Origin of the sequence: Hymenobacter telluris, assembly GCF_017313265.1 — a bacterium.
Classification (GTDB): Bacteria; Bacteroidota; Bacteroidia; order Cytophagales; family Hymenobacteraceae; genus Hymenobacter; species Hymenobacter telluris.
Map to the genome: position 1 here is coordinate 427348 of NZ_JAFLQZ010000003.1, position 23302 is coordinate 450649.

The 23302-nt window shown below is 58.9% G+C and carries 22 protein-coding genes; 14 read left to right on the top strand and 8 right to left on the bottom strand.

What is annotated here, in order from left to right:
* Positions 1 to 277: 277 nt before the first annotated feature.
* Positions 278 to 541: a hypothetical protein gene (locus J0X19_RS06695; protein ID WP_206982945.1), complete on the top strand. Its 264-nt coding sequence runs from the start codon at positions 278 to 280 to the stop codon at positions 539 to 541.
* Between the two features lie 288 nt (positions 542 to 829).
* Here J0X19_RS06695 and J0X19_RS06700 read toward each other — a convergent pair whose 3' ends face one another.
* Together J0X19_RS06700 and J0X19_RS06705 are read right to left on the bottom strand one after the other, a co-directional pair.
* Positions 830 to 1261 carry a hypothetical protein gene (locus J0X19_RS06700; protein WP_206982946.1) on the bottom strand — a complete coding sequence of 144 codons (432 nt, stop codon included), beginning with the start codon at positions 1259 to 1261 and terminating at the stop codon, positions 830 to 832.
* 37 nt (positions 1262 to 1298) lie between these two features.
* Positions 1299 to 1826 (bottom strand): DinB family protein, encoded by a 528-nt coding sequence (locus J0X19_RS06705; RefSeq protein ID WP_206982948.1) that lies wholly within the window; start codon positions 1824 to 1826, stop codon positions 1299 to 1301.
* A 388-nt stretch (positions 1827 to 2214) separates the two neighbouring features.
* Between J0X19_RS06705 and J0X19_RS06710 the strand changes: the two genes are divergently transcribed.
* Together J0X19_RS06710 and J0X19_RS06715 are read left to right on the top strand one after the other, a co-directional pair.
* Positions 2215 to 2613: a hypothetical protein gene (locus tag J0X19_RS06710; protein WP_206982950.1), complete on the top strand. Its 399-nt coding sequence runs from the start codon at positions 2215 to 2217 to the stop codon at positions 2611 to 2613.
* A 285-nt stretch (positions 2614 to 2898) separates the two neighbouring features.
* Positions 2899 to 3090 (top strand): hypothetical protein, encoded by a 192-nt coding sequence (locus tag J0X19_RS06715; RefSeq protein WP_206982952.1) that lies wholly within the window; start codon positions 2899 to 2901, stop codon positions 3088 to 3090.
* Positions 3091 to 3181: 91 nt separating this feature from the next.
* On the opposite strand, the gene J0X19_RS06720 is transcribed toward J0X19_RS06715, so the two are convergent.
* A complete protein-coding gene (locus tag J0X19_RS06720) occupies positions 3182 to 3592 on the bottom strand; it encodes a response regulator (RefSeq protein ID WP_206982954.1) in 411 nt (136 codons plus the stop codon).
* A gap of 580 nt (positions 3593 to 4172) precedes the next feature.
* Here J0X19_RS06720 and J0X19_RS06725 point away from each other — a divergent pair.
* From J0X19_RS06725 to J0X19_RS06740, 4 genes are all read left to right on the top strand, one after another.
* Complete coding sequence (locus J0X19_RS06725) at positions 4173 to 4889, top strand: hypothetical protein (protein ID WP_206982956.1); 717 nt, start codon at positions 4173 to 4175, stop codon at positions 4887 to 4889.
* A 195-nt stretch (positions 4890 to 5084) separates the two neighbouring features.
* A complete protein-coding gene (locus J0X19_RS06730) occupies positions 5085 to 6320 on the top strand; it encodes a pyridoxal phosphate-dependent aminotransferase (RefSeq protein WP_206982957.1) in 1236 nt (411 codons plus the stop codon).
* 233 nt (positions 6321 to 6553) lie between these two features.
* Positions 6554 to 7048, top strand: coding sequence for a hypothetical protein (locus J0X19_RS06735; RefSeq protein WP_206982960.1), 495 nt, complete (start codon positions 6554 to 6556; stop codon positions 7046 to 7048).
* A gap of 129 nt (positions 7049 to 7177) precedes the next feature.
* Positions 7178 to 8722 (top strand): serine hydrolase, encoded by a 1545-nt coding sequence (locus J0X19_RS06740; RefSeq protein WP_206982962.1) that lies wholly within the window; start codon positions 7178 to 7180, stop codon positions 8720 to 8722.
* A 230-nt stretch (positions 8723 to 8952) separates the two neighbouring features.
* On the opposite strand, the gene J0X19_RS06745 is transcribed toward J0X19_RS06740, so the two are convergent.
* Entirely contained in the window at positions 8953 to 9993 is a 1041-nt protein-coding gene (locus J0X19_RS06745; RefSeq protein WP_206982965.1) for an NAD(P)-dependent alcohol dehydrogenase, read from the bottom strand.
* A gap of 160 nt (positions 9994 to 10153) precedes the next feature.
* On the opposite strand from J0X19_RS06745, the gene J0X19_RS06750 reads away from it, so the two are divergent.
* On the top strand, positions 10154 to 10807 hold the full coding sequence (locus J0X19_RS06750; protein ID WP_206982966.1) for a cytochrome b/b6 domain-containing protein: 654 nt from the start codon (positions 10154 to 10156) through the stop codon (positions 10805 to 10807).
* A gap of 1 nt (position 10808) precedes the next feature.
* Here the strand turns inward: J0X19_RS06750 and J0X19_RS06755 are convergent, their stop codons facing one another.
* The gene (locus tag J0X19_RS06755) at positions 10809 to 11534 is read right to left on the bottom strand and encodes a DUF1990 domain-containing protein (protein ID WP_206982967.1); all 726 of its coding nucleotides are present in this window, start codon (positions 11532 to 11534) and stop codon (positions 10809 to 10811) included.
* The gene (locus J0X19_RS06760) at positions 11527 to 12096 is read right to left on the bottom strand and encodes a DUF1990 family protein (protein WP_206982969.1); all 570 of its coding nucleotides are present in this window, start codon (positions 12094 to 12096) and stop codon (positions 11527 to 11529) included. The genes J0X19_RS06755 and J0X19_RS06760 overlap by 8 nt, the downstream gene beginning before the upstream one ends.
* A 184-nt stretch (positions 12097 to 12280) precedes the next feature.
* Here J0X19_RS06760 and nfi point away from each other — a divergent pair, with 184 nt between their 5' ends.
* Positions 12281 to 12970 (top strand): deoxyribonuclease V, encoded by a 690-nt coding sequence (gene nfi, locus J0X19_RS06765; RefSeq protein ID WP_206982970.1) that lies wholly within the window; start codon positions 12281 to 12283, stop codon positions 12968 to 12970.
* 97 nt (positions 12971 to 13067) lie between these two features.
* On the opposite strand, the gene J0X19_RS06770 is transcribed toward nfi, so the two are convergent.
* Positions 13068 to 13976 carry a glutamate--tRNA ligase family protein gene (locus J0X19_RS06770; protein WP_206982972.1) on the bottom strand — a complete coding sequence of 303 codons (909 nt, stop codon included), beginning with the start codon at positions 13974 to 13976 and terminating at the stop codon, positions 13068 to 13070.
* 329 nt (positions 13977 to 14305) lie between these two features.
* On the opposite strand from J0X19_RS06770, the gene J0X19_RS06775 reads away from it, so the two are divergent.
* A complete protein-coding gene (locus J0X19_RS06775) occupies positions 14306 to 15628 on the top strand; it encodes a serine hydrolase (protein WP_206982974.1) in 1323 nt (440 codons plus the stop codon).
* Positions 15629 to 15710: 82 nt separating this feature from the next.
* On the opposite strand, the gene J0X19_RS06780 is transcribed toward J0X19_RS06775, so the two are convergent.
* Positions 15711 to 17888 (bottom strand): S9 family peptidase, encoded by a 2178-nt coding sequence (locus tag J0X19_RS06780; protein WP_394369098.1) that lies wholly within the window; start codon positions 17886 to 17888, stop codon positions 15711 to 15713.
* Between the two features lie 446 nt (positions 17889 to 18334).
* Between J0X19_RS06780 and J0X19_RS06785 the strand changes: the two genes are divergently transcribed.
* The 4 genes from J0X19_RS06785 to J0X19_RS06800 all read left to right on the top strand — a co-directional run bounded on the left by J0X19_RS06785 (position 18335) and on the right by J0X19_RS06800 (position 23231).
* Positions 18335 to 19048, top strand: a complete 714-nt coding sequence (locus tag J0X19_RS06785) for a pirin family protein (protein ID WP_206982976.1) — start codon at positions 18335 to 18337, stop codon at positions 19046 to 19048.
* Positions 19049 to 19221: 173 nt separating this feature from the next.
* On the top strand, positions 19222 to 19794 hold the full coding sequence (locus tag J0X19_RS06790; protein ID WP_206982978.1) for a nitroreductase family protein: 573 nt from the start codon (positions 19222 to 19224) through the stop codon (positions 19792 to 19794).
* Positions 19795 to 19866: 72 nt separating this feature from the next.
* On the top strand, positions 19867 to 20577 hold the full coding sequence (locus tag J0X19_RS06795) for a pirin family protein (RefSeq protein WP_206982986.1): 711 nt from the start codon (positions 19867 to 19869) through the stop codon (positions 20575 to 20577).
* 200 nt (positions 20578 to 20777) lie between these two features.
* A complete protein-coding gene (locus J0X19_RS06800; RefSeq protein ID WP_206982987.1) occupies positions 20778 to 23231 on the top strand; it encodes a S9 family peptidase in 2454 nt (817 codons plus the stop codon).
* The last annotated feature ends 71 nt before the right edge of the window (positions 23232 to 23302 follow it).

Here is a 23302-nt window from a genome sequence, read left to right on the forward strand (position 1 = left end):
CGGCGGCCGGCTAACTACACCGTGGAGGTTCGAATCCTTCTTCTACAGCTTACCCGAAAGACCGATTGAAACACAGAGCCTCTGCAAAGAGCTTCCCGTTTCAGTCGGTCTTTTGTCGTTTATAGCTGCTTGCGCAGCTCTCCTCTGCTCACGTAGGCTCTGGCGGGAGTGTATGATTCAACTGAAGCGGGTTACCTGCGTTGGTAGTGGGTATTAAGCTGGGTAGCGCCCACACGGGCAGCGCCTTTTATCTTTTTACTCACTTTCAGTCTTCCCCATGAAAAAAGCACTATTCCTCGCCCTGGGTGCGGCTTCCCTGTCTTTGGCTTCCTGCGGCAACTCCGACACTACCGAAGCCACCACCACCACCGAAATTAATTCTGCTTCCGATTCCACTGGCATGGAGGGCGACAATAAGGCGTCTATTCCGGATGGCAACACCAGCCCCGAAAGCGCCGGAGCCACTACCGCGCCTACCACCTCGGAAGGCACCACTACCAGCGGTGTAGCCCCCACCGACTCGACAGCAGCCGGTCAATAACCGGCAACGCATAGCGCGCTAAACGCCAGCAAAGCGGATTTTCCTCTGGTTACAGGGGAAAATCCGCTTTGCTGGCGTTTAAGAAAGACCTAAGGATACGGTATTCAGGATTTCGCGACCGTTGGAGCGCAGGGCTTGGCCGGTGATATAGGTAGCGTCATCGGACAGGAACATATAGCTCTACTTCCAACTTCTGATACGTCACGAAAGTATTATCGAGCTACTCCTGCTCCGGTTTCAGTAGAGTGCCAGACTCATCTTACTCTAGTCAGTAAACGCTGACGCTGACTATTGCGGCGCAGCTAACTCAGCGAATTCTGCTAAGGTGCTGGCCACAAAACGCGCATTACCATCGGTGAAAAACGAGAGGCGAGCCAGAATTCCTTGCCATGCTTCCAGCTTTTCGGCATCGGTTAGGTTGTAGTTCCACTGATATTGGCCTTCTACGAGCACGAGTTTGTAAGCACTCTGCCGCCACAGATGCTCTAGCACCACTTCCCCGGTGGGCAGCCGCAGCACGCTAGTGCCATCCTCCCCCACCGATACGAACAGAAACGTTGCCCGGTAGTAGCACAGCGTCCGGTGGCCTTCCTTGTCGGACGACGACAGCGCGAACTGCCCGCTTTTCAGTTTAGCTAGCAACTGCTGCTGGCATTCCGCTATTGTGTTGGCAAGCGGAATTGGCGGCGGGGTTGGCACGGGGGCTGGAGTCGGTTTCATCAGCAGGGAAACGAGTTTCTGAAACATACGGCGCTGCTTACGCTACTCCGGCCTGCACCACCCGCGCCGTTACCAGTAGCTGCCCTACGTGGCGCGTAGTATGTTCGGCAGCGTGCACCAGCAGCCCAATAACGGTGCTGGGCAACCCGGCCCGCCCCACTGGCCGGAACTCCGGCAACGTAGCCTCGGGCACGGTGGGCAGATAAGCTAGCAACTGGTCTACGGTGCTATGAAAGTGCTGCACCAGAGTTGCTGTGCTGCCAGGTGTAGTGGGCACGTCGTTTTCGGCGGCCAAGTAAGCAAGCTGGACTTCGGACAGTGGCTGGTGGCGGGCGTAAGTCTGCATCCGGTCGAGGACGCCAGCTAAGTGGCGCAGATGAAACCCCACCGACGCTACCCCGGCCGGGCGCGCCGTCAGCAACGCATCGGGGAAGGTGTGGAGGGCGGTTTCCACTTCATGGCGGGCTTGCAACAGCGCGTGAGCAACGGGCTGTAGCAACGGCGGCACCGCTGGCAGGGGGCCGCGCAACCAGAATTCGGGCGGTGAGGTAGCAGGTGACTTCATACATGCATAACCCGAACCAGACAGGCTTGTTGGCGTGCACTGCTGGGCACTGGGCAGCCAGAGCAAACCAGGTCTACAAGCAGCTACGCCACAACACGTAGCGTAAGGTATAGCTCATGGCCTGCCTCAGTACCACCTAACTCCTTGCCGCCCCCAACCTCATATGCAGCACCAAGGCGCCAAGAACTGATGCCGGCAACTGCCGCAACGGGGTGCGCTGAAGTCACTTGCGGGGCAGACTTAGCTGTATCTCTGCAACTACTTTGCATAAAAACGCTTGGCGGCCGATGATTCCGGCGAGTGGCTTTTCAGTAATGTTCGGGGCCCACGTCACCGCGCGCGGGCCCACGCCGTATGCATCCTATTACGCCTCTTCCCACTCCCACCTATGCCTTCCTTGTATTACCAAAATGCCACAGGGTGCTTGTATGCGCATCCTGATGGCTACGCCTTACTTCGGTACCACGCCGGTACTCGCAGCTTGCTCGATTTGCATGAGTTCCTGCTCCACACCGGGCAGTTGCTTTTCCGCCGCCGCTGGCATAAAATGCTTATCGACCAACGGCTACTCTCGCCCTACACTGAGAGCGAGCAAGCACTGCTGCTCAATTATTGGCAGGCTCGCCACTTCACCCTTGGGCGCACTATCAGCGCGGTTCTGCTTGCCACCGGCGCCGCTACGCATTGCACGTTCACCCAGGTTTGGGAGGAAGCTAGCAGTTCGGTGCCTTATAGCCTCTTCGACGACGAAGCAGAGGCGGCCCAATGGCTGCTAAGCCAACGATAGCCAAGTTGTGCCACTTCGGATTTATACTGCTCGCCATCATTATTTCTGGTGCCGGTACTTGATGCTATGTCACGATTTAGCTTGAACGCGCATCAAAACAGCTCGGTGTATTCTCAATAGGACGCACTTCGACTTGAAATTTCTTATAATAGTAATTATGTAGTCTCATTATAGTACCAGTCCCAAAATGAAGATGCATGTCCTTTCGCTCAGCGCCCTGCGCCCCGACCTTTGATGGCATAAACGCCATCAATATTCGCGCTTACCACCCCACCTAGCTGCATCATGGAACTCACCGCCCTAGCTCTTTTTCTGGCTTCCACCCCGCAAGCCCTCCCCGACTTCACTACTATTGACGGCCGAACGATACCGTATGCGGAAGGAGAAGCCGCTTTGCACCAAGGCCAAGCAGTGCTCATCGGCGGCCTGTTCGTTGGGTCTCTCTCAACTACCGGCACCTTACCCGTGGCTGCTTAATAACCGATACTCCTACTTCTACATATAAGAAAAGCTCCGCTAGGCGGAGCTTTTCTGTTGCGTGATAAGCCACTAAGCAGCAGGAGCCTATTTATACGGGCAGAGTGCGGCGGAAATGCAGTTGGAGAATGTCGTTGATTTTCTCCTTAGTGAGAGGTTTACTGACTAAGCCAGCAATGCCTAGTTCGTCGAGACGGGCCAGGTCACGGGCATCCATTGTGGTGGTTAGCATGATGATTACTGTTGAGGCGGATTGCGCCTGCGGAAGCTGCTTGTAAGCTTCCAGGAATTCAATACCATTCATGCCCAGCATATTCACGTCCAGCAGCAGTAGGGCTGGTTTAACGGGGTTATTGGCTTGCGTGAGCAGGTCTAGAGCTTGAGCGCCATCTTCTGCCGTCACCAGATGGTCGGTAACGCCAAGTTGCTTGAAAAGCAGTTCGTTGAGGAAGTTATTGGTTGAGTCGTCATCGACTAGCAGAATGCTCGATAGTTTTTCCATGAACCAGGAGAAGGTAAAAGCCCGCTTATCAGGGGGAGAGAGACCATAAAGGTAGTGCCCACAGCTGGCTGGCCCTATACCGCAATGGTACTGCGTTTTCAATCAGCCGTTTGACCATCTCCAGGCCCACCCCGGAGCCTGCTGCGTGGCTGTGCAGACGACGAAACATACGGAGGAGCTGTTGCTGCTGTTGCTCGCTCAGCCCAAGCCCGTTGCCCTATACTTCCAGCACCAGTTGCTTCACCTGCGCGGGTACCGTGGGATTGGCTATGGCTGGGGCCCAAGACACGGAGCAAGCAGACAAGCCGGCAGGAGGTAGCGCAACGTGCACAGCAGCTTCTGGCTGCTTCTGAAAACTGAAAAGCGTTTCGGCAGCGGGCCGGCGGCACGGTTCCATGCACACCACCAACTGCTCCGTACGGTGGGTAGTGCCGTATTGCTACGAAGATGAGTACCAGCGTGGCGCTCCTGTGCTTCGGCCGCAATCCTGCACAGGCGCAGGGCCGGTTGCGGCCGTATTCCAATTGAAATTCAGTATTTTTCTATTCAATTCTACCCTTTCCACTTTTCTTATTTTGCTATGGCTCTTGACCTGACGACTGATGCTCTGATTGATACTGTATCATTGCCCGGTGCGCGCGTGGCTCCCTTGGTTCGGGAGCCCGGCATTCCTAGCTCCCAAACCGTAACCGGCCTGGAAGTGCGCCTCTCGCGGGTGTTTATTGAGAACAACCGCACCCCCAAAGTCTTTCCTTTTCCGGGGTTTGCCAATGTGTATTTGCTGCTGGTGGTGTTCGATAACCTGAACCCCGAGCCGCAGACGCTCACCTTATCCGGCTTTGCCCGCATCGACGACGAGGAAGATTTGCCGGTTGATAAAACCGCCTACTACTGGAAGCAAAGCGAGCCGGCCGGCCCGGTACCGTCGCAGGTGCATGTGCTGCTTTCGGTGCTGAAAAGCAAGAAGGGCCTGCGCGATACGGGCGCCGTAATGGCCCAGGCCCGCGACTCCGACGACTACCGCAGCCTGGTGTCGGAAGTGGTGGGCGCCATTACCAGCGCGCCGGCTCGGGCCGCCGAGGTGCTGCTGCAACTAGGCGCGGTGGTTGGCAACTTGTTGAAAGACGTGGAAGACAAGCCGCTTTTCACGCAGGTTATCAGCTTTACCGACATCAACGGCGACTTTGACACGCTAGGTAAAACGCAGGTAACCAAGCAGAACAACTACGTACAAACCACCCTCACGCTGATTGTGCGCGACCCCGCCCGTGAGCCGTCAACGGGCGAACCCCTATAGCCTGGTACGAACAGCTTACCGCAGCTTTTCCGGAACGTTGCGCGGGTGCCCGTGCCTTACAAGGGCACTCACGCAACGTTTCGGGGGTTGGGTACAGAGCCGATTTGTGCGCTACACATAGCTTTCGGTTGGTTAAAACGCACTTTCCCTGGGTGAGTATTAGGGCTTTGGCACGGCAAGGCTACCTTTGTACCCATGTTGCAAGTATCACAGCGCGGCCAAAACATCCCGGCTTCTCCGTTTCGTAAGATGACACCCTTCGCCGACGCGGCCAAGCGGCGCGGTATCAAGGTGCACCACCTCAACATCGGGCAGCCCGATATTGAAACGCCCCCGGCGGTAATGGCGGCGGTGCAGCAAGCCGATATTCGGGTGCTGGAGTACTCGCCCAGCGCGGGCCACCTGAGCTACCGCCGCAAGCTGGCCGACTACTACCAGCGGGCCAGCATCAACGTGGCGGCCGAGGACATTTTGGTTACCACGGGCGGCAGCGAGGCCATCCTGTTCGCCTTGATGTGCTGCCTGAACCCCGGCGACGAAATGATTGTGCCGGAGCCGTTTTATGGCAACTACACGGCCTTTGCAGTAGCAGCTGGCATTACGCTGGTGCCCGTCACGTCGTACATCGAAGATGGATTTGCCTTACCGCCGCTGGCTGATTTCGAGCAGGTGATTACGCCACGCACCCGCGCCATTATGATTTGCAACCCCAACAACCCCACCGGCTACGTGTACAGCCAGGCCGAGCTGCTGGGCGTGCTGGCGCTGTGCCACAAGCACCACCTGTTTTTGCTGTCCGACGAGGCCTACCGGGAATTCTGCTACGACTCGCCCTACATCAGCGCCCTGCACCTGCCCGATGCTGATGAGCACGTGGTATTACTCGACACCATATCCAAGCGTTATAGTGCCTGCGGGGCTCGGATTGGCGCTTTCGTTACGAAGAACAAGCAATTGCAAGAAGCTGCTCTGCGCTTTGCTCAGATGCGGGTAAGCCCGCCCGGCTTGGCACAGCTACTCGGCGAGGCCGCTACCGACCTGCCTGAGTCGTACTTCGACCTCACCAAAGCCGAGTACCAGAGCCGCCGCGACCTGCTGGTGGCGCGCCTGCGCCAGATGCCCGGCGTGGTTTGCCCCATCCCCGGCGGCGCGTTCTACGTGCTGTGCCACCTGCCCGTTGACGATACCGACCACTTTGCACAGTGGCTGCTGGAAACCTTCGACCACAAAGGCGAAACGCTGATGGTGTCGCCGGCGGCGGGTTTTTACGCCACGCCCGGCTTGGGCCGCCAGCAGGTGCGGCTGGCTTACGTAGTCAACCAGGATACCATCAACCGGGCTATGGACTGCCTGGAACTGGCCTTGCAGCAGTACCCCGGCCGGATTGGCGTTGCTACAACACCCGCCGAAGCCGACGTTGTAAACCGGTAGGAAGCAGTGCTGGTAAGTACTTCTACTATTTCCATTAGAACGTTATGCTGAGCGCCGCCGAAGCATCTCGCGTGCTGATGCTGAGTTACCAACTTCTTAATGCAGCACGCTTGAGGCGTCGGCTCTGTGTGACCAGGCGCTTTTGCTCGGCAATATGCTTGCATGCGTTGCGTTAGGCGTTGTAACTGGCAAGTTGCGTAGGTTGGGCGTGGTTCTTGCCAAAAGCTGAAGCCATGAAATACAGTACACTTCTGTGGTTTGCCTTGCTTGCTAGCCCCGCCTCCACGTGGGCCCAAACGGCTGCCCCCCGGCCGTTGGTGCGGCAGCTTACGCTCCGCGTGAACGGCCAGCCCGTAGCCGCCGACACGATTAGCTCCCGTTTCTTTCTGAGCGAAGCAAAAACACTCACGCTCAACGTGGTGCGGGCCGACGACCCCGACGGGGCGGGCCTCACCATTATTATCGACCGGTTTCCGCTGCAAACCGGCACCTATGGTTTTCAGGAGATTCTGAGTGGGCGCAACCGGGATGCGTCGTACCGGTTTGGCAGCACGGCGGCCTACTCGAAATCCTGTTCTGATAATCCTGGGTCGGTAACCATTACGGCCATCAATGGGGAGCGGCACTGGCTGGCGGGCAGCTTCCGGTGTACCGTGTGCGAGTCGGGCCGCGGCGGCAAGCGCATCACGCTGGATGGCACGTTTCGGTATCCGGTGGAGAAAGAGTAGGTGTTTGTGTTCCGGCTACAGGAAAACTCAGATTGATTTCTCAACAACTTAACTCAGATTCCTCCTACGTTGGAAGGCTAATTTACATTCATTGAGTAGCTTTCGTTTTTTGAAAGTCACTTCTCTCCTATGCCTCTTTCTTTCCTGCCCCGCCTCACACTGGCGGCTGGCTTACTGCTTGGCAGTGCATCCGCTGCTTTAGCCCAAACCACCGCGCCCAACCGCTTTGTTACGGATAGCCTTGATAGCTACATTCGGCGTGGCATGCAGCGCTGGCAAGTGCCGGGGCTGGCTATAGTGGTGGTGAAAGACGGCAAAGTGGTGGTGCAGAAAGGCTACGGGGTGCGCGAGGTGGGCAAACCGGAGCCCGTGGATGCCAACACGCTGTTCATGATTGCCTCCAACACCAAGCTGTTTACGGGCACAGCGCTGGCCAAGCTCGACGGCGAAAAGAAAATCAACCTCGACGAGAAAGTAATCAAGTACCTGCCCGATTACCGGCTCTACGACTCGCTGGCTTCCCAAGTGGTAACGGTGCGCGACCTGATGAGCCACCACTTCGGCTTCAAAACGTTTCAGGGCGACTTCACTTTCTTCAAGTCTAATCTGGAGCGCAAAGAAATAGTGCGGCGCATGCGCCTGATGAAGCCCGGCGGCCAGTTCCGGCGCGACTATGGCTACAGCAACTCCGGCTTTGTGACGGCGGGCGAGGTAGTGCCCGCCGCTACCGGCGGTACCACCTGGGAAGCCTACGTGCAGCAAAACCTGTTGCAGCCGCTGGGTATGAGCAGCACCTACCCCGCTTCGGTGGGCTTTGGGCAGCGCCCCAATATTGCCCACGCGTACTCCAACACCTTTGGGCCGTTGGCTGAGGTAGCCTTTGATAACTGGGACAATATGGCCCCCGCCGCCAATATAGTATCCAACGTGACGGACCTGGCCAAGTGGCTGCAATTCCAGCTGGACAGTGGCCGCTACCAAGGCAAGCAGGTGGTGCCGTGGGCGGCGCTACGCAAAACCCGCGACGCCAATACCGTTATTACCAGCCGCAAATCCACGATTTACCCGATGCACTTCATCACCTACGGGCTGGGCGTGGAAGCGGCCGACTACAACGGTAAGCAGATTTTCTGGCATACGGGCGGCGCCTCGGGGCAGGTCAGCAACGTGTGTTTCGTGCCGGAAGCCGGGCTGGGCATTGCCGTACTTACCAACAACGACAACCAGAGTTTCTTCGAGCTGCTGCGTTACCAACTACTCGACAGCTACCTCGGCATGCCCTACGTGGACCGGAGCGCGCAGGGCCTGAAACGCAAACAACAGGCTGAAGCCACCCAAGTTGACCCCACGAAGGAGCTGGCTGCCCGCGTCAGCAAAAAGAATAAACCAACGCTGCCGCTCAAAGCCTACGTGGGCGAGTACGAAAACGCGCTGTTCGGCCGCATCAGCGTCAGCCAGAAAGGCAAGCAGTTGCTCGTCACGCTCCCCAACCACCCCGGCCTCACCGCCACCCTCGACTACATGGACGGTCAGGAGTTTCGCGCCACTTACTCCGATTTGGTCTTCGGCGTGATGCCCGCCAAGTTCGTGGTGGATGGCGACAAGGTGAAGACGGTTGAGCTGCGCGTGAATGACTATGTGGAGTACGACCCGTACGTGTTTAACAAGCTGTAAGTAGTTCTGGTGGGGTGCCTCACCCCCCGGCCCCCTCTCCGAAAAGGAGAGGGGGAGCCTAACGACACAGTACCATACATATGACCACTAACCAACGTGGCATAGCATAGAAACACAAGAGCCGCAGCTTTTCAGCTGCGGCTCTTGTGTTTTTGACGACTGGCTCCCCCTCTCCTTTTCGGAGAGGGGGCCGGCCCCGGAGGGGTCCCGTGAGGCACCGCCAGAACTGCTTACAGCGTGGCCAGGTCAATCACGAAGCGGTATTTCACGTCGGACTTTATCATCCGCTCGTAGGCTTCGTTGATGTAGTCCATGCGAATCACTTCTACGTCGCTCATTACGTTGTGCTCGGCGCAGAAATCCAGCATTTCCTGGGTTTCCTTGATGCCGCCAATCAGCGAGCCGGCAATGCGGCGGCGCTTGGCAATCAGGTTGAAGGCGTGCAGCTGCGGCGCTTCCGGGGGCACGCCGAGTAGCACCATCGTTCCGTCGCGGCGTAGGCTGGCCACGTAGGGCGTCAGGTCCATGGGGGCCGATACGGTGTTGATGATGAGGTCGAAGTAGTTGGCTACCGACTTCATGGCATCCTGGTCTTTGGTTACCACAAACTTGTGGGCCCCCAGGGCTTTGGCGTCGGCCTCTTTGTTGGCGGAGGTGCTAAGCACAGTCACTTCGCAGCCCATTGCGGCGGCAAACTTCACGGCCATGTGGCCCAGGCCACCCAGGCCCATTACAGCTACCCGGTCGCCTTGCTTGGCGTTCCACTCGCGTAGCGGCGACCAAGTGGTGATGCCCGCGCACAGCAGCGGCGCCACGCGGGCCAGGTCCAGCTTCTCCGACACGCGCAGCACGAATTTCTCGGTTACCACGATGTTGTTGGAATAGCCGCCGTAGGTGGGCGCGCCGTCCTTGTCTTTGGCGTTGTAGGTGCCCACGAAGCCATTGTCACAGTACTGCTCCAGGCCGTCGTTGCACTCGGGGCAGTGCTGGCAGGAGTCAACCATGCAGCCCACGCCGGCCAAGTCGCCGGGCTTGAAGCCTTTCACGTGCGCGCCTACTTCCGTTACGCGGCCCACAATTTCGTGGCCGGGCACCATCGGGAAGATGGAGCCGCCCCACTCGTCGCGCACCTGGTGCACATCGGAGTGGCAGACGCCGCAGAACAGGATTTCAATGCGCACATCGTGCGGGCCTACGTCGCGGCGCTCGAACTGGAAAGGTGTGAGAGGAGCATTAACCGTTTCAGCGGCGTAGCCTTTAGATTCAATCATTAGAAAAGTTGGTTTTGGAAAAAACTGGCAGAACGAATTCGTTTAACCTGTTTTCAAAAGGAAGGTTTTGGGATGCTCGAAATGCGGCAGGAAAACTCGACCTTTTACCGGCCTGTATGTAGCACTTCGTTTCAGCCCTTTACGTCCTACCCACACTGCTATGACCCCACAACCCACTCCTTCCGCATCTGCCACCAGCCTGAAGCGCAATTCGCGCAGCCTACGCATCTGGCACTGGTTGAATTCGGCGCTGGTGCTGGCGCAGCTGGCTACCATTCTGTTTCTGTTTGTAATTGTTAAGGTGAAAACACTGGCACCGGAATTCAGCAAGGCACTAGCCGAAAAAGGCGTGACCATGCCCCCGGCCGACCTGCGCGGCCTCACCCGCATTGTGGCGCACCGCATCTGGGACTGGCACATCTGGATTGGTATTACACTGGCTTGCCTGCTGGCGTACCGCGTACTAGTGAGCTTCCTGCAACGGGGCGGCCAGCGCACCGATGCCAAACTGGCCCGCCTCAAGGGCCGCGCCGCCCAGGGTGAAGCCGGCGCCACCAAAGCCGTGTGGGTGCGCTACAGCTACCGGGTTTTCTATGTGATACTGGCCGTAATGGTGGTAACAGGCCTGGTGCTGGTATTTGAAGACTATTTCCCCAGCATCGAACACACAGTGAAGGAAATTCATGAATTCACGATGTACCTCGTCATTGCCTTTGTGGTAGCACACATCGTGGGCGTGTTCCGGGCCGAAGTCACCACCGAGCCCGGCATCGTATCGGACATGATACACGGCGGTGAGCCGGTGGAGGAATAATTCAGGTGGCCTTATTCAATTGCTCTTTGGCGCCCTCATGCGCGGAAGTGGATTCAACCGGCGTTGCGCCACCTTCCACCGGAGCTTGCCAGCCTTTCTGAAGCATGTCTTCCACCTGAGCTTTCAGGCGCTGCATAGACTGACGGGAGAACCGCTTTTGCAGCATCCGGCCGAACAGCTTGAAGCCCAGCCAATAGAATGGGTTGCGGATGCGGCCGGTTTGGGACAGGGCATGAATGCGAAACAACACCTGGCCGGTTGTTAGGTTTTTATGCACCGTGAAGTCGATTTGGCCCCGCTCGAAGTGCCCTTCCAAGGTGCGGTAGTTGTAGCCCCACACTTGTTCTTCGCCGCCTTCCGGCAAGGTGCGGCGCTCATCGGTTACGCCCCCAATGCGCACCCCAAACCAAAACGAAAACCCCAGAAACTGCGCCCGCAGCACCATCACGCGCTTTTCCAGCGGCTGGTCGGGCACGAAGATGCCGGTAATGAGGTTGGGCGGCGGAAACGTGTAGTTGCGCAACACTTCCTGCGCCGCGGCCCAAGAGCCCTGCGGTTCGGGGGGGCCAGGTTGTTCGGCAGGCAGCTCGGTTTCGTAGTCGTCCACGTTCCAGCCGGTTGCGCGGGTGTACTCGTGGGTACGGCTGAGGTCGAAGTTGTAGCCGGCTTTTTCATAGCTGGCCAACCGGGCTTTCTGCCGCTCGTTGAGGGGCCGGGGCTTAGGCATCTTGCGTGACGTTGGTTTCGGAGTCGGCTTGCTCGATGGTTTCCACGTGCACCGGGCCCAGTTGGAGGCCGCCGCTGTACGAGGCTACGCGCTGGCAGAAGGTTTCCCAGGTTTGCTGCTGCACTTTCTTGCCCATGCCCAGCGTGTCGTAGGTGAAAGCCACCAGCCCGTCGCGTGAGCGGGCCCAGGAGTGAATTTCGAATCGGATGGTATCGGGCAGGGAGGCGTGGGGGCTTACCGAAAACCGGATGCGGCCGGCTTCGGGGTGGCTTTCCAGCGTCACCAGCTCGAAGTAATCGGGCCCCAGCTCCGATACGCGCACGTCGCCGTTCCAGGGACCCAGAATCTTGATTTTGAATTCGTCATTAACTTCCAGGCAGGTGCCCGCGCCCTTCGATTTCGTGAATTCGGCCAGCAAATCCGGCGAAAAGTCAGGCACGTTGCACTGAATGTACTGCATCAGCTCAGTGGCGGAGTGGTGTGCGTGCTGCACATCCACCCAGTAGCGGCGCTCGAAATGGGGGCCGCTGCCGGTTTCGGCGGGTTGTTCGGGTTTAGGCATGGCCGGGAGTAACTGAGTAGCGGAGTGAGTGAGTAACTGCGTGCGTGGCGTACCTACCTCCTAACGCGGTAACCCAGCAGCAGGTTAATGGCCGAGCTACAAGCCGCGGCCTGGCCGCAGTTGCTACCCGCGCCGATTTGCGCCGTATGACCCTTACTCAGCTACTCCGTTACTCAGTTACTCTATGGCTTACTACCGCCCGCCCGGCCCCGCTCCCGACCCACTGCTTGTGCGCGACCTAACGCGCCTGCAAGACGAAATGCGCACCCGCGTCCGGCAGGAGCCGCTGGCACAAGAGCCGCAGCTCATTGCCGGCTGCGACTCGTCGTTTCCTACTCCCGAAACCATTTTGTCGGTGGTGGTGCTGCTGCGCTTTCCGTCGTTGGAAGTGGTGGAGAAAGTGTACAACGTAGGGCCGGTGCCGGTGCCCTACATTCCGGGGCTACTCTCGTTCCGGGAGGCGCCTAATGTGCTGCTGGCTTACGAAAAGCTGCGCCAAAAGCCCGACGTTATCATGGTGGATGGGCACGGCATTGCGCACCCGCGCCGCATGGGCATTGCGGCCCACCTGGGCGTGCTGCTCGACATGCCCACTTTCGGAGTAGCCAAACAGAAGCTGACTGGTACGTTTCAGGAGCCCGGCATGCTGAAAGGCAGTATTTCGCCGCTCACCGATGCGCGTAGTGGGGAGTTGCTGGGCGAGGTTATCCGCTCGAAAGACAAAATCAACCCGCTGTTCGTGAGCCCCGGCCACCGCTGCACCCAAGCCACCGCTACCCGCCTCACGCTGGCCTGCCTGCGCGGCTACAAGCTCCCCGAGCCCACCCGCCTCGCCGACCACTGGGCCGAGGAATTTAAGAAAGAGCTACGCTGAGTTGTCAGTTATGAGTTGCGAGTTATCAGTTGCTGGTTCAGAACGGCAGTAACAACTGACAACTCGCAACTCATAACTGACAACTCACAACCAACAGCTACGGCATGGCCGCCAGCAAACTGGTCAACGACTCAGCGGCAGCAGGCGGCAGGCTCAGTAGCCGCGCCACGGCGTTATACACCACTTGCGGAGTGCCGGCTTCGGCCAGAATACCGCGCTGCTGGCCGGTTTGCGTTGACTTGGAAAGCTTCCGGCCGGCTTCGTCCAGCAACAGGCCGTGGTGCAGAAACCGGGTTTGCTGGAACGACGCGGTGCCGGGTAGCTGCCCGGCCAGCCACAGCTGCGCCGCCGTGCTGGGCAGCAAATCTAGCCCCCGCACTACCAGCGTAACGCCCAGCCGCACATCGTCCACCACCGACGCTACCTGATACGCCGCCGTTCCATCCTTTTTGCGCACCACAAAATCGCCCAGCGCATCGGCCAAAGGCACGGAGTACGGGCCTTGCCAAAGGTCGGGTACGGCCACGGCAAGGGCCTCGGGCACATAGGCGCGCCAAGCCGTTTCGGGCGTGCTTAGCGGCAACTGCTGGGTACGGCAGGTGCCGGGGTAGAGGTGGCTGCCGGTAGTAGCGGCGCGGGCCAGTTCGGTGCGGGAACAGCGGCAGGCGTAAAACAAGCCAGGATGTGCCGCGCGGGCAGCTTGCAGCGCAGCCTCGTAAGTGGGTAGAAAGTGGCGCTGGGAATAGTGCTGCTCGAAGTCGTCGGGGCCGCTGGGGCCGTGGTCGTAGTTGAGGCCGAGCCAGTCCAGGGTCTGGAAGATGTTGGCCAGATACGCGGGCCGGAAACGGGCGCGGTCCAGGTCGTCGATGCGCAAATGCAGCGTGCCCCCGGCCCGGCGCGTGAGGAGCCACGTCAGCGTGAAGTTGACGGCGTTGCCGAGGTGCAGGAAGCCGCTGGGCGTGGGCGCCAGGCGCGATACAACAGGAAGGGAAGCAGGTAGCAGCATGATGCGTTAGGAGTGGAAATTTAACAGCATCTGCTTCGTTTGTTGATACTGCCCCGGCCTTGCGCTTACCAATTCGGAGCCAGAACGGTTTCAGGGTCGGGGTATAGTACGCCTGCGCTTTTCAACAATTCCGTTCGACGATGGACGGGGGCCAGCCCCGCCCCTACCTTCAAAACTGCTCTAAGCAGGCCCGAGTCAGCGCTTCACTAAGGCTGGATGCGCAGTAGTTTTCCCACTTCTTTTTGCATGCTAACTATATTATAAAGAACTAGTTAAACTATCAAAGCTGAAGAGTATCCAACCCGGCAGTTCACTTAGTATACTGCCGCATGAAACACTCGCTACTCTTTCTCACACTGCTACTTCTGCTATGGGTCCGGCCAAGCCAGGCCCAACAGTCAGCGCTGTACTTCCCCCCTCTTGCTCCGGCGGCTACCTGGACCAGCGTTACGCCGCAAAGCTTGGGCTGGTGCCAGCCGCAGCTCGATTCGCTGTTGAATTTCCTGGGCCGGAAGCGCACCAAATCGTTTATTGTGCTGCACAATGGCCGTTTGGTGGTGGAACGCTACTACGGCACCTACACGCAGGACTCGGTGTGGTATTGGGCCTCAGCAAGCAAGTCACTCACGGCTACGCTGGTGGGCATTGCGCAGCAGGAGGGCCTGCTCCAACTGTCGGACAGCACCTCGCGCACCCTCGGGCGGGGTTGGACCTCGGCGCCAGCGGCCAAGGAGAAGCTGATTACCGTGCGCCACCAACTCACCATGACCACCGGCCTCGACGACACGCCCCCCACACCCTGCGACAACGAAAGTACTACCGCCAGTTGCCTGCTTTACCGCACCGACGCCGGTACCCGCTGGGCCTACCACACCGGCCCCTATCGGTTGTTGCAAAACGTAGTAGCCAATGCCAGTGGCCTGACCTTCAACCAGTACACCAACCAGCGGCTGGCCTCGCGGATTGGCATGAATGGGCTGTGGGTACAGGGCATCTACTACAGCCGGGCCCGCGAAATGGCCCGGTTCGGGTTGCTGACGCTGGCCCGCGGCACTTGGAACGGTACTGCCATCCTGCGCGACACCGCCTACTTCCGCCAGATGACCACGCCTTCCCAAACCCTGAACCGCAGCTACGGCTATTTGTGGTGGCTGAACGGACAGACATCCTACAAGCTACCTGGTCCGCAGCAAATCACCTTTCCCGGCCCCATCATTCCCACTGCTCCCGCCGACCTTATTGCCGCGCTCGGCAAAAACGACCAGAAAATTTATGTGGTGCCCAGCCTGGGGTTGGTGGTGGTCCGCCAGGGCAAGGAAGCCGGTGACGTGGGCTTGGCCTTAACCTCTTTCGATACCGACCTATGGCGCTACCTGATGGCCGCTATTCAGTGCCGGCCGCTGGCCACTCACGCAAAAGCGGCTTTGAAAGCTCCGCTGGTTTACCCCAACCCCGCCACTACCACCGCTACCCTGGCGCCGGTTGCTGGCACTCGCACGCTACGCTTGCTTGATGCCACTGGCCAGGTCGTGTACCAGCAGGCTGTTGCCACTCAGCTATCCGTAGCGGGCTTACCCACTGGGGTTTACCTGTGCCAATGGGTATCGGCAGAAGGTGGCGTATTGGCTTCACGCCGCCTGCTGAAGCAGTAGCCAGGTTCATTCGGGTGCATTACAGACCCAAAAAAGCCGCTGGAATAATTCCAGCGGCTTTTTTTTGGATAGGCCGGGCGGCTTAGCGGGCGCCGGGCGGGCAGTTTTCTTTCAGGAACTTGGTGTAGGTGGCGGCCAGGTGGCGGCTGGTTCCTTCGCCTTCCGAAATGCTGTGGCTGCGGTTGGGGTAGGCCATCAGCTGGAAGGTTTTATTGTGCTTCACCAGCTCGTTGATCATCTGCTCGGCGTTGTTGTAATGCACGTTGTCGTCGCCGGTACCGTGCACGAGCAGCAGGTTGCCGCGCAGGTTTTTGGCGTAGTTCAGCGGCGAGTTTTCCACGAAGTAGTGCTTATCCTCGGGCAGCAGGCCCATGTAGCGCTCCTGGTAGATGTTGTCGTAGTTGAGCTGGTTATCCACGGCGGCAATGGAAATACCGGTTTTGTAGATCTGCGGGTACTGCATCAGCAAGCTGAGCGTGCTGGAGCCGCCCCCGCTCCAACCCCACACCGCCACGCGGCTGGTATCCACAAACGCGTTTTTCATTACTTCCTTGGCGCCCATAGCCTGGTCGCGGATGTTGAGCTTGCCGATGTTGTGGTAGATGGCCTTGCGGAACTCGCGCCCGCGCGGCGCCGGGGCGCCCCGGTTTTCCAGCGAAGCGTAGATGTAGCCGTCGTCGGCCATGCTGCCGGTGTAGAGGCGGTTGAAGCCGGTACCGAACCGGTCCGTCACGGTCTGGCTGGCAGGCTCTCCGTACACGTAGAACACGATGGGGTATTTCTTGCTGGGGTCGAAGTTGCTGGGCTTCACCATCCAGCCGTCCAAGGTCACGCCGTCCACAGTTTTCACCTGGAAGAACTCCACTTTCGGCACCTTCACGCTCTTGGCCCGCGCCGATACTTCGCCGCCGCTCAGGCGCTTGTGCGCCGGCAACGACACCACATCGGAAACCGGGTAGGTGGCGCTGTTCGAGAAGTTGTGCAGGGCCAGCTTGCCGTTCGGCGAAATATCGTAGCTGTTGCTGCCAGCTAAGTCCTGGGGCGTAACCCGCTCGGCTTTGCCGCCTTTCAGGGCCACTTTGTAGAGGTAGGTCTGGGTGGCGTTTTCGGGCGAGGCCGTGAAATAAATCAGGCCGTTTTTCTCGTCCACGAGCTGCATGCTAATCACGTCGTAGTTGCCTTTGGTGAGCAGCTTCTGCTGGCCGTTGCGGCCGACGGTGTAGATGTGGCGCCAGCCGTCTTTCTCGCTCAGCCAGATAAAGCTCTTGCCGCCGTCAATCCAGTCCCAGCCGATGGCTTCGGCTTTGGCGTCAATCCAGGCCTTGTCGATTTCGGTGTAAATCGGCTTTACGGCGCCGGTGCTGGCCGTGCACAGCAGCAGCTTGCTTTCGTTTTGGCGGCGGTTGAGCTGCTGAATAATCAGCTCGGTGGAGTTGGCGGCCCATTCCATGCGCGGAATGTAGTTCTGCACGGCGTCGCCGGGTACGTTCATCCAAGTGGTAGCGCCGCCCTGGGCCGGCACCACACCCACGCGGCAGCGGCTCGGGTCTTCGCCCACTACGGGGTATTCCACCGGAACAGTGAAGGGGTAGAGCTGGTCCGTGGTATTGAGCATCAGGTAGTTTTTGGTTTTGGCGGCGTCGAGCTGCCAGTAGGCAATGCTCTGCCCGTTCGGCGACCAGCGGAACCCGTCGCGGCAGTCCAGCTCTTCCTCGTACACCCAATCGAAGGTGCCGTTGATCAGCGACACGGTACCATCCGAAGTCAGCGGCTTGATGGCCGACGAGGCCAGGTCTTCCACGTAGATGTTGTGCTCACTCACGTAGGCCACGCGGCTGCCGTCGGGCGAGAACTTGGCAAACATCAACGACGACTCCGGCCGGCCTTTGCCGAGTTGCTTTAGGGTGTTGGCTTTCAGGTCGGCCACCCAATAGTCGCCGCGGGTGTCGTAGCGCCACACTTTCTTGGTATTGGTATGGATGAGCACTTTGCTGCCGTCGTCGGAAAACGCAAACCGCCGCACGTCGATGGGTGCTTGCTGGCCTTGGGGTGTGAGCAGGGCCTTGCTTACCAGCACGGTACGCTTGCTGTTGTCGCGGGCATCGAGCTGCACAATTTCGCCGCTGTCGGCGTCCATGTAGCCGTAGCCGTCTTTGGTCCATTGCGTGCCGGGGCCGAACTGCGCCTGAGTTTGCGCCACGAACAGCACCTGGAAAAGCAGAATCACTGCGGCGAGTGGCCGCGTGCACATTCTAAGCATGTGGGAATGGTTAAGCAGTTGAAAAGTGAGGGTGAAATTACGGAATGCGGCGGGGTGTTGCTTGTCGAGGTTGCGGCCAGCGAAACAGGCTCCCAAAGGTTGGCTGACCGGTTGGCGGTGCTGTTCTGTTTCTAAGACCCTTCTCTCCGGCTTTCGTTGCATCAAGCTGCTCTCCTATTCAGCTAGGGTGTGGACACCAAAGTATTTGTAATCAAAACAAGAGCGTCATGCAGCACGCAGTGCAGCAGCGCGCATGGTAATGTTGCACCGGTAATTCTGACTTCAGCACGCGAGATGCTGCGCGCTACATGACGTTCTTCTGTTCTTTTATTTACTGTCCACACACCTAGCTCTATATAGATATTTATGAACTTTAAATTTTAAACTGATGTATGTACATATATTCCTACCTTTGGCAGGAAATCTCACTTGGAATTTCGCTACTTATGCAAACGCTCCTTCATACCGCCAACACGCGCGGCCACGCCAACCACGGTTGGCTGAATTCTTACCACAGCTTCAGCTTCGCGGGCTACAACAACCCGCAGCGCATGCACTTCGGGGCGTTGCGCGTGCTCAACGACGACACCGTAGCCGGCGGCATGGGCTTCGGCACCCACTCGCACGACAACATGGAAATCATCAGCATTCCGCTCTCGGGCACGCTGGAGCACAAGGACAGCGCCGGCAACCACGGCATTATCCAAAGCGGCGACGTGCAGGTAATGAGTGCCGGCACCGGCATTGCGCACAGCGAGAAAAACCACAGCCGCAGCGAGGAAGTGAAATTTTTGCAGATCTGGCTGTTCCCCAACCAGCGTAACGTGCCTTCGCGCTACGACCAGCAAACGTTCCGGGCCGAAGACCGCCACAACCAGTTCCAGCAGGTTCTGTCGCCCAACCCCGACGATGCCGGTGTTTGGATTCATCAGGATGCGTGGTTTCACCTGGCCGATTTCGATGCGGGCTTTGCAACTGAGTATCAACTGAAGCGCCCCGGCAACGGCGTGTACGTATTCGTGCTGGAAGGCGACGCCACGGTGGCCGGCCAACCCCTGCACCGCCGCGACGGTTTCGGCGTATGGGACACCAATTCGCTTGCCATCCAAGCCGACAGCAACACGCGCCTGCTGCTGATGGAAGTACCCATGAAGTTCTAAGCCCAATCCACTGTAGCGCGAAAATCTGTTTCGCAACGAGCAACGCGAGTATCCAGCGTCAGCTGACGTTGCAGGCGCGTGGGAACTCGCTCTGCTCGTCGCGAAACAGATTTTCGCGCTACAGTGGCCTAAGTTTCAACAATCAACTATCCGCAAATAACAATTAACAAATCATGCGTCACGCCCTCACCACTTACCCCGTTCTCGAAGCTATCCGCAAACGGTGGAGCCCCCGGTCTTTTGCCAGCACTCCGGTTGCGCCCGACACGCTGAACCAGGTATTTGAGGCCGCCTCCTGGGCAGCCAGCGCCATGAACCTCCAGCCCTGGCGCTACCTCTACGCCCACCACTCCGACCAGGAGAACTTCCAGAAGCTGCTGAGCTGCCTGCTGCCCGGCAACCAGCCCTGGGCCAAAAACGCCCCCGTGCTGATTCTGGCGCTAGCCAAAACCCTGAACGACGACGGCACGCCCAACGGCGCCGCCATCCACGACCTGGGCCTGGCCAACGGCAACCTCTCGCTGGAAGCTACTGCCCTGGACCTATACACGCACTTCATGGGCGGTTTCGACCGGGAAAAGGCCAAGCAGGTATTTGAGCTGCCCGACGGTTTGCAGCCCGTGGTGATGATTGCGCTGGGCTACCTCGGTGGGGCCGAGCAGCTGGAAGAGCCGTTCCTGAGCCGCGAGAAAGCGCCCCGCCAGCGCAAGCCCCTCAGCGAAATTGCCTTCGAGGGCAAACTATAGCTGGCCGCCGCCCGAAGCGTAGACTTTGGGCGGCGGCCTTCGTTTCTTTCTCACCATTCCTCAGACCTTCCAATGCCACACACCATCATCAAAGCCGCCGACCGGGGCATAAAGGACATCGGCTGGCTGCAAAGCAATTTCTCGCTCAGTTTCGGGCCGTATGCAAACCCCGTGCGGAGCGGCTTTGGCTTGCTGCGCGTGTTCAACGACGACTTTGTAAAGCCCGGCAACGGGTTCGGGCTGCACGCTCACGCCAACATGGAAATCATATCGGTGATGCTAGCCGGCCGCATGAACCACATCGACTCGCTGGGCTACAAGGAAGAAGTTTCCACTGACTGGGTGCAGATTATGAGTGCGGGCAGCGGCCTGCGCCACGAAGAGCACAACATCGGCGACGACGAGGTGAACTTCCTGCAAATCTGGGTGGAGCCGAAGCTGCAAAACGTAACGCCCCGCTACCAGCGCCGCCATTTCCCGGCCGAGAAGCGCCGCAACCAGCTCACCACCATTGTCAGCAATGAGGAAGGCACCACGCATTGCTGGATCAACCAGAACGCCAAACTTTCGCTCGGCTTCTACGATGCCGGCCAGACCCTGACCTACACCTTGAACCCACTCAACAAAGGCGTATTCATCTTCGTGATGGAAGGCGCCTTGGGCGTGAATGGCGAGGCAGTAGCTCAGCGCGAAAGTATTGGTCTGTGGGAAACGGCTTCGGTGGAAATAAGCTGCTCCACCAAAAGCAAATTCATTGTAATTGAAGCGCCCATCAACCATTAATTGCGACGACCACTAGCAGAAACCATCGGTTTTTGCATTACCGGTTAACAAGCTGATTGAAATGCACTGTAGCGCGAAGGCTAGGCTTCGCGCTACAGTGCATTTTGCATTTATTTCACCCCTAAGCAGGCATCTACAGTAACTACAGCTCGAAAATTATCCCGACCTTAGCCGCCTTAATTATTGGATTTATTCGCTGTATGAAACAACGTCTTCTTTTATTAGCATTCAGTACAATTAGTGTTGCCGGTTGGGCGCAGGACTTGCCGTACCAGATGCCCCCGAAGGCCATTGCCACCTTGGCGGAAACGCCGCCAACCCCGCGTGTCAGCATCTCGCCCAACGGCAACTGGATGCTGATGCTGAACGTGCAGGATATGCCTACCATTGCCGAGTTGTCGCAGCCGGAGCTGCGGCTGGCAGGGTTGCGCATCAACCCGCGCACCAACGGCCCGAGCCGGGTCAGCTACGCAACCGCGCTACGCCTCAAGCGCCTGCCCGACGGCAAAGAACTGCTGGTGCAGGGCCTGCCTACCAACGCCCGCATCAGCGAAGTGAACTGGTCGCCGGACAACACCAAAATTGCCCTCACCCATACCACCAACAGCCACGTGGAACTGTGGCTGGTAGACGTGGCGGCGGCTTCGGCCCGGCTGGTGCCCAACCTGTTTCTGAACGGCGTATTTGGCTCGTCGTACGAGTGGGTGTCGGATAGTAAAACGCTGCTGGCGCGCGCCATTGTGGGCGGGCGCGGCGAGGCTCCGGCCGCTACGGCCACCCCCACGGGCCCTACCATTCAGGAAAACAACGGCCGCGCCGCCGCGGCCCGCACCTATCAGGATTTGCTGAAAAGCCCCGCCGATGAGCGGCTATTCAACTACTACGCGCAGGCCCAGGTGGTGAAAGTAGGCACCGATGGCCGCATGCAGCCGCTGGGCTCACCGGGCATCATTCAGCAGGCTGTGCCGTCGCCGGATGGGCGCTTTGCCCTCATCAAAACCCACCACCGGCCGTTTTCTTACACCCTGCCGGTGAGCAGCTTTCCGATGCGGGTGGAAGTGCTGAGCATGGAAGGCTTGGTGGTGAAAGAGTTGGCTGAAATTCCGTTGGCCGACAACGTGCCTACCAGCTTTGATGCCGTACCCACTGGCCAGCGCGGCCACAACTGGCGCGAAGATGCCCCGGCTACCGTGTACTGGGTGGAAGCCCAGGACGGCGGCAACCCCAAAACCACCGCCCCCATCCGCGACAAAGTATTCACCTTACCCGCCCCGTTCGAGGACACGCCGCAGGAACTGGCCGCCTTGCCGATGCGCTACGCCGGTATCTACTGGGGCACCGACAAGCTGGCTGTGGTGCAGGGGTACCGCTGGGCAGACCGCCACGAAACCACCTGGACCCTGGACCCCAGCGCCAAGAACTCCCTGACGGTGCTTTTCGATAGGTCGTCGCAGGACAGCTACACCAACCCCGGCACGCCCTACGTGAAGCGCAACGCGCTGGGCCGCCCGGTGCTGGCCACAGATGCCAAAAGCAGCGTAGTGTATCTGTTTGGGGCGGGGGCCTCGGCGGAAGGCGACCGGCCATTTGTGGACGAGCTGGATGTGCACACCAAAAAAAGCACCCGCTGGTGGCGCTCCGAAGCGCCGTATTACGAGTTGCCCATAGCCCTGCTCGATGCCAACAAGCACCTGCTCGTAACCCGCCGCGAATCGGTGACGGAAGCCCCGAACTACTTCCTGCGCAACGCCACCAACGCCCGCCTCACGCCGCTCACCAAGTTTGCCAACCCCTACGCCAGCCTGGGCGGCCTGAAGAAGCAGGTGCTCAAGTACAAGCGCGCCGACGGCGTGGAGTTGACGGCCAACCTGTATCTGCCGCCCACTTACAAGAAAGAAGACGGCTCGCTGCCCACGCTGCTGGAAGCGTATCCGGTGGAGTTCAAAGACAAGAAAGACGCCAGCCAGGTGAAAGGCTCGCCCTACACGTTCACGCGCCTTAGCTGGGGCACGCCCGTGTATTGGGTAACGCAGGGTTACGCCGTGCTGCAAGGCACCAGCATTCCGATTGTGGGCGAGGGCAGCAAAGAACCCAACGACACCTACACCGAGCAGCTGGTAGCTTCGGCCAAAGCCGCCATCGACGAAGGGCAGCGCCTGGGCGTGGTGGACCCCAGCCGCGTGGCGGTAATGGGCCACAGCTACGGTGCCTTCATGACGGCCAATTTGCTGGCCCATTCCAACCTGTTCCGGGCTGGTATTGCGCGTAGCGGGGCCTACAACCGTACCCTCACGCCGTTTGGCTTCCAGGGCGAGGAGCGCACGTACTGGCAGGCGCCGGAGGTGTACAACGCCATGTCGCCGTTCAATTTCGCCGACAAAATCAAGACCCCCATTCTGCTCATTCACGGCGAGGCCGACAATAACTCCGGCACCTTTCCCATCCAGAGTGAGCGGTTCTACAACGCCCTGAAAGGCCACGGCGCCACGGTGCGCTACGTGGTGCTGCCCGCCGAAAGCCACGGCTACACCGCTCGCGAATCCATCATGCACATGCTCTGGGAAATGAACACCTGGCTGGATAAGCACGTGAAGAACCCGGCGGTGGTGGGTGCCACGTCAACGGCAGCCGAGGGTCAGGCGGCCGTGAAGTAAGGTACTCTAGCTCTTACACGTAACCCCAAATGCGCTACGTGTCTGGGGTTATTTTTAAATTTTTTGGCTGC